We start from the raw sequence: 7,065 nt of genomic DNA on the forward strand, positions 1-7,065 counted from the left end.
GCATTGATTGCGCCGCGGACTATCCGTATACGCGGCGCTGGGACAAAATAGGCCCGATCAACGGGCCGGCAGACGACAATGACGATCGAGGGGGAGGGCCCATGACCACTGGCACGCAGGCACCCGAGGCGAAAGGGTTTCGCTGGAAGCTGATCGCGCCGCTCGCGGTATGGCTGCTGATCTATCTGTGGCCGGTGCCCGCAGGGCTCAACGCCAATCAGTGGCACTATTTTGCGATCTTCGCGGCTGTCATCACCGGGCTCATCCTGGAATCGATGCCGGTGGGCGCGGTCGGCCTGATCGGGCTGACGGTTGCCGGCGTCGGCGGTTATATCGATCCCGATCCGACCAAGTCGCTGCGCTGGATGCTGGCGGGCTTTGCCGAGAGCACGGTGTGGCTGATCGTCGGCGCCTTCGTGTTCTCGATCGGGTATCGCAAGAGCCACCTGGGCCGGCGTATTGCGCTCGTGCTGGTGCAAAAGCTCGGCACCAACACGCTCGGTCTCGGCTATGCGGTGGCGATGTCGGACTTCTTGCTGGCGCCGGCGACACCGTCCAACACCGCGCGCAGCGGCGGCATCGTCTATCCCATCATCAGCAACATCCCGCGCATCTACGGCTCCGAGCCCGGACCGACCGCCGGGAAGATCGGCACCTACGTGATGTGGACCGCGTTCGCGTCAACCGCCGTCACCAGCTCATTGTTCTTCACCGCGCTGGCGCCCAATGCGGCGGCGCTGGCCATCGCCAAGAAGACCGTCGGAATCGACGTCAGCTGGGCGCAGTGGTTCATCGGCTTTGCGCCGCTCGGCCTGCTCCTGATGATGCTGGTCCCGCTGCTCAGCTACGCGGTCTGCCGCCCCGAGGTGAAGAGCAGCCCGGAAATTTCCGAATGGGCATCGAAGGAGCTCGCGGAGATGGGCCCGATGTCGCGCAATGAATGGATCATGCTGGCGCTGATCTTGCTCGCGATGTTCCTGTGGATCGCGGGCTCGAGCCCGGACATCCGCGTGCCGCTTCTGGGCTCGAATTTCGTCAACGCCACCACCGTCGTGTTCATCGTGATCTCGCTGATGCTGGTGACGGGCGTGATCGAGTTTGCCGACATCGTCGCCGAGAAGGGCGCCTGGGAGGTGTTCTTCTATTTCACCTCGCTGCTGACGCTGGCCTCGGGCCTCAACGAGATCGGCTTCATCAAATGGTTCGCGACCGAATACGCAAAGCCGCTCGCCGGGCTGTCGCCGTCGACCGCAATGCTCCTGCTGGTCGCGCTGTTCTTCTGGATCCACTATTTCTTCTCGAGCATCACCTCGCATGCCGCCGCCGTGCTGCCCGTGGTCCTCGCGGTCGGATCCGGCATCCCCGACCTACCAGTCACGACGCTCGCCATGCTCTGCATGTATTCGCTCGGCCTGATGGGGGTGATCTCGCCTTACGCGACCGGGCCGGCGCCGATGTATTTCGGGAGCGGCTATATCGGCAAGGGTCAGTTCTGGGGTTTTGGGCTGATCTTTGGGATGCTCTATTTCGCGGGGCTCCTGCTGATCGTATGGCCCTGGTTGCAGGTCCACTGAGTCGGGCGGGAGGGCAATACGGCGGCAGATGAATTTTCTTCAGCGGGAAGACATTTGGAAAACTTCGTCCAACTCCCCGCAAATATCTGACATTGCCAGAGCGACCCGAAAGAGCGATTGTGCGTGCTGCGGTGCAGCGCGCTCCAGCCGAGTCCTCATCGCGGTTTCACTCTCCGTCGCTTGATGCGACCGTTCCCGGATGCCCAGGGGCAAGGGAACTATTGTGCATGAAGGCCGCCTCCATGAACGTCCACCCGTCGCTCGCGATCGGACAGCCGATCGAAAAGTTTGACGCGATCTCAGCTCACGCGATCTCACCTGCCGCGACTGCGTCCGACGCGATGGTCCGCTTCGAAGGCATCTCGAAAACCTATCCGGCCTATCGCGGCAAGCCCGGCGTCAATGCCCTGCAAAACATCGACTTCGCCATCCCGCGCGGTTCGATCACCGGAATCATCGGCCGCTCCGGCGCCGGCAAATCGAGCCTGGTCCGGCTCATCAACGGCCTGGAGAGGCCGACCACGGGCCGCGTCGTCGTCGATAACAGAGATATCTCGGCGCTCTCGGGCCGCGACTTGCGGCTGGCGCAGCGCTCGATCGGCATGATCTTCCAGCACTTCAATCTGCTGTCCTCCCGCACCGCTGCCGCCAACATCGCGCTGCCGCTGGAGATCGCCGGCTGGGCCAAGGCCGATATCCGCGCGCGCGTGGCCGAGCTGCTTGCGCTGGTGGGCATCGCAGACAAGCACGATCGCTACCCGTCAGAACTCTCCGGCGGCCAGAAGCAGCGCGTCGGCATTGCCCGTGCGCTCGCGACGCGGCCGAGCGTGCTGCTGTCGGATGAGGCGACCTCGGCGCTCGATCCGCAGACCACGCGGGCGATCCTCGATCTGCTCGCGAACATCAACCGCGAGCTGGGCGTGACCATCGTACTGATCACCCATGAGATGTCCGTGGTGCGCCAACTTGCGGGGGATGTCGTGGTGCTCGATGCCGGCCGCGTCGTCGAGAGCGGCCATGTCGCCGACATCTTCACCTACCCCAAGCATCCGATCACGCAATCCTTCCTGGCCGAAGTAATCGGAGACAGCCTGCCGGTGTCGCTGGCGAGCCGGATCGTTTCGGAGCAGCCTCCGGCCGGACAGGCCGTGATCCGCGTCCAGGTGCGCGGGGCAGGGGCCGGCGACACGATGGTGGCGCGGCTGGCGCGCGAGCTCGGCCTCGACGTGTCGCTGCTGTCGGCCCGCATCGACGAGATCGGCGGCCAGCATGTGGGCTCGCTGACGCTTGGTATCCCTCTCGGCATGTCCGGCGGCGAGGACGCGACGACGCGCACGCTGGCCTGGCTTTCACAATATCAATTCCCCGCGGAGCGTCTCGGCTATGTCGCCTGAACTCATCAACCTGATCGTCCAGGCGACCGGCGAGAGCCTGTACATGGTCGGGCTCGCCGCGCTGATCGGCACCGCCTTCGGCCTGCCGCTCGGCGTCTTTCTCGCGACCAGCCGGAAAGGCGAGCTGTTCGCGGCGCCCATCGTCAATCGCGTGCTCGGTGCCGTCGTCAACGCGACGCGATCCACGCCTTTCATCATCCTGGTCGTCGCCATTATCCCGTTCACGCGGTTGGTGGCCGGCACCTCGATCGGATCGACGGCCGCGATCGTGCCGTTGACGATCGCATCGGCGCCGTTCATCGCGCGCCTGGTCGAGGCCGCGATCCGCGAGGTCGATGGCGGCCTGATCGAGACGGCGTCCTCGTTCGGGGCCTCGCCGATGCAGATCGTGCTCAAGGTGCTGATCCCCGAAGCGCTGCCGGGTCTTCTGCTGGCGCTGACGCTCGCGGTTGTCAGCCTGCTCGGCTATTCCGCCATGGTCGGCGCCGTCGGAGGCGGAGGCCTGGGCGATCTCGGCATCCGCTACGGCTATCAGCGCTTCATGCCGGAGATGATGCTGGCCGTCGTCGTGGTGCTGATCGCGCTGGTGCAGCTCGTGCAGAGCGCCGGCGATTATCTCGCGCGCCGGGTTAATCGCCGGCTGCGACATCGCTGACGCCGTTTTAGACATTTCGAACAGGCAGGTTCTTGTCGGTCTGGAAGCATTCCAAATTTCGAGACACGACTGAGTGCATTCGTCGCACGCGTTGCGCACGCGTCTGGAGAAATTCTAACGCAGTTCCTATCGCACTCCGAAATCGCCTGCGTTAGGGCGAGGCATCAAAAACGATACCGGCGAAGCCGGCAGTGCGTGGGGCCTCGACAAACGTGACCGATTTCCAACTTGCTTCGCGTGCCGACACGCGTCGTCGACAGATACAGACTCTCTTCCTCGGAGCGGCCAGCACATTTGCTCTCGTCGTTCCCTTCGGTGCCGTGGAGGCGCAGACGCAGATCCCCGCCGTCACCGTCGAAGCCCCGGCTCAGCGCGCCCGGCCTGCAGCGGTCGCCTCAACGCGACAGTCAGCGGCGACACGCACCGCGCGCGCCAATCGTCGCTCTTCGTCGCAGCAAGCTGCGCCAACCCAGTCGGTATCCTCGAACGACGCCACCGGTGAACGCGCCAATGGTCCGGTGCGCGGTTTCGTTGCGACGCGCAGCGGCACCGCGACCAAGACGGATACGCCGATGATCGAAACCCCGCAGTCCGTCTCCGTCGTCACGACCGACCAGGTCAGGAACCAGGGCGCGGTCTCGATCGGCGAGGCGTTGCGCTACACCGCCGGCGTCAGCGGCGACGTCAACGGCGGCTCCGATACCCGCTTCGGCGCCCTCCAGATCCGCGGCTTCGACACCACCATGTCGGGCCTCTATGTCGACGGTTTGCGGATTCCCTCCAGCAATTACGTGCACTTCAACGGCCTCGATCCCTACGGCGCCGAGCGTCTCGAGGTTCTCAAGGGCCCATCCTCGGCGATGTATGGCGGCAGCGGCACCGGCGGCATCCTCAACTACGTGACCAAGCTGCCGACGGCCCAGCAGTTCGGCGAGGTCTCGATCTCGGGCGGCAGCTTCAACCGCTATCAGGGCCAGTTCGACATGGGCGGTCCCGCCAACAAGGACGGCACCGTGCTGTGGCGCCTGACCGGCGTGGTGCGCGACGGCGAAACCCAGGTCGACTTCACCAAGGACAACCGCGTCTTCGTCGCGCCCGCCGTCACGTTCAAGCCGAACGATGACACCACCATCACGATCCTCGCCAACTACCAGCGCGACCGGGCAGGGTGGGGCCTCCAGTTCTTGCCGGCCTCGGGCACGGTGTGGCCAAACAACGGCCGCACCATCCCGGTCTCGTTCTTCGCGGGCGTGCCGAGCTTCAACGCGTTCAACACCGAGATCGCGACCGCCGGCTACCAGCTCTCGCACAATTTCACCGACAACATCACATTCCGGCAGAATTTGCGCTACGCCTACCAGCACAACGAGGAGAAGGTGTTTTTCGGCGGAGCCTATACCGACGAGGCCGCGGGACAGCTCGCCCGTTTCGGCAGCTACAGCAACTCCTACATCGACTCCTTCGCCGTGGACAACCAGCTCCAGGGCAAATTCACCACCGGCTTCCTCAGCCACACCACGCTGGTCGGGATCGACTATCGCAACACCAGATTCCGCGACACCGCCTTTGGCGTCACGACGTCGGCACCCGAGATCAACGTCTTCAATCCGGTCTACAATTACGACTGGACCATGGGCGCCATGAGCGACGACACCGGGGTCAAGCAGTCGCAAGTCGGCCTCTACGCGCAGGACCAGATCAAGCTCGGCCGGCTCTCGTTCCAGCTCGGTGGCCGCCAGGATTTTGTAACGACGCAGGTCGACAGCGGCATCTTCAATACGTCGGTCGCGAAGGATGCGTCGGCCTTCACCGGCCGCGCCGCAATGATGTACAATTTCGACAACGGCATCGCGCCCTATTTCAGCTACTCGGAATCGTTCCTGCCGGTGCTCGCGACCGGCCCGAGCGGAAAGCTGCTCAATCCCGAGACCGGCGTGCAGTACGAGGTGGGCGTCAAGTACCAGCCGCTCGGATGGAACGCGCTGTTCACCTTCGCCGCCTTCGACCTGACGCGCGACAACGTCGTCACCTTTGCGCCTCCGCTCAACATTGCCGAGCAGACCGGTCAAGTGAAATCGCGCGGCCTCGAGCTCGAAGGCACGATGTCGCTCGCCGGCGGCTGGAACTTGCGCGCGGCCTATGCCTATGTCGACGCAGGATCCGGTGAATGTCGGCAAGGCGCCGGTCACCGTGCCGCTCAACCGCGCCTCGCTGTGGAACGACTACACGCTTCAGACCGGGCCGCTCGCGGGCCTGCAGTTCGGCGGCGGCGTCCGCTATGTCGGCGCGACCTGGGGCGATGACGCCAATACATTCAAGGTCGGATCCGCGACCGTGCTGGACGCGCTGCTCGCCTACACCAGGGACAATTGGCGCCTGTCGCTGAACGTCACCAATCTCGCCGACACCCGCTATGTCGCCGCCTGCTACAGCCTGTCGGGCTGCTTCTACGCGGAGGGACGCAAGGCTATCGGCAAGCTGACGTATCGGTGGTGAGGTCTAGTACGGTCCGGCAATGGCGGCCGAGCCCGCTTGATGAGAGAAGACGATGAGAGCGATATTCGGCAAGCTGCATCGCTGGGCGGGACTGCTCACGGCCGGATTCCTGTTCTTCTCCGGCATCACCGGGGCGATCATCTCCTGGGATCACGAGATCGACGAGGTCCTGAACAGCCATCTGTTCGACGTCAGCAGCAAGGGCCCGGCGATTCCCTCGATCGATCTCGCGAAGATGATCGAGCAGCGTGATCCCCGTGCGCGCGTGGTCTACCTCTTCATGACGCCGGAGAAGGGCCACTCGCTGTGGTTCTTCGTCATGCCGCGGATTGATCCCGCGACCGGCAAGCGCTATCCGCTCGACTACAATCAGATCTTCCTCGATCCCAACACCGGCGCGGAGCTCGGCCGGCGCTATTGGGGCGCGGTGTGGCCGGTGACGCGCGAAAACTTCGTCTCGTTCCTGTACAAGCTGCACTACACCATGCACATCCCGGAATTCTGGGGCAGCGACCGCTGGGGCATGCGCCTGCTCGGCGTGATCGCCATCATCTGGACCATCGACTGCTTCGTCGGCTTGTATTTGACGCTGCCCTCGCGCCGGCGCGCCCGGGCGGCGCGGGCACCCCAGGTCACGCGCCAGCTCGAACGCGGCTTCTGGGCGCGCTGGGCGCCCGCGTGGACCATCAAGACGTCGGGCAGCGCCTACCGGATCAATGTCGACATCCACCGCGCTTTCAGCCTGTGGACCTGGGGCGTGCTCTTCATCATCGCCTTCACGGCGTTCTCGCTGAACCTCTATTTCGAGGTGTTCTCACCGCTGATGAAGATGGTGTCGAACTACACGCCGACGCCCTATGAGCAGCGGCCGTATCGCGATCTCGACGACCCCATCGAGCCCAAGGTCAGCTTCGCCGACATCGCCGCGCGCGCGGCGGCCGACGGC

The 7,065-nt window shown here is 64.4% G+C and carries 4 protein-coding genes and 1 pseudogene; all 5 read left to right on the forward strand.

Annotated features, from left to right (window positions below; all coding sequences use genetic code 11):
• Positions 1 to 101: 101 nt before the first annotated feature.
• Positions 102 to 1,574, forward strand: coding sequence for a DASS family sodium-coupled anion symporter (locus IVB32_RS30575; protein WP_247371152.1), 1,473 nt, complete (start codon positions 102 to 104; stop codon positions 1,572 to 1,574).
• A gap of 227 nt (positions 1,575 to 1,801) precedes the next feature.
• A complete protein-coding gene (locus IVB32_RS30580; RefSeq protein WP_198957646.1) occupies positions 1,802 to 2,968 on the forward strand; it encodes a methionine ABC transporter ATP-binding protein in 1,167 nt (388 codons plus the stop codon).
• On the forward strand, positions 2,958 to 3,623 hold the full coding sequence (locus tag IVB32_RS30585; protein ID WP_247371155.1) for a methionine ABC transporter permease: 666 nt from the start codon (positions 2,958 to 2,960) through the stop codon (positions 3,621 to 3,623). The genes IVB32_RS30580 and IVB32_RS30585 overlap by 11 nt, the downstream gene beginning before the upstream one ends.
• 518 nt (positions 3,624 to 4,141) lie before the next feature.
• Positions 4,142 to 6,119: pseudogene (locus IVB32_RS30590) on the forward strand (TonB-dependent siderophore receptor).
• 52 nt (positions 6,120 to 6,171) lie between these two features.
• A partial coding sequence (fsrB, locus tag IVB32_RS30595; protein WP_247412336.1) for a siderophore utilization protein FsrB occupies positions 6,172 to 7,065 on the forward strand: 894 nt, incomplete at its 3' end.

Origin of the sequence: Bradyrhizobium sp. 23, assembly GCF_023073295.1 — a bacterium.
Lineage (GTDB): Bacteria > Pseudomonadota > Alphaproteobacteria > Rhizobiales > Xanthobacteraceae > Bradyrhizobium > Bradyrhizobium canariense_D.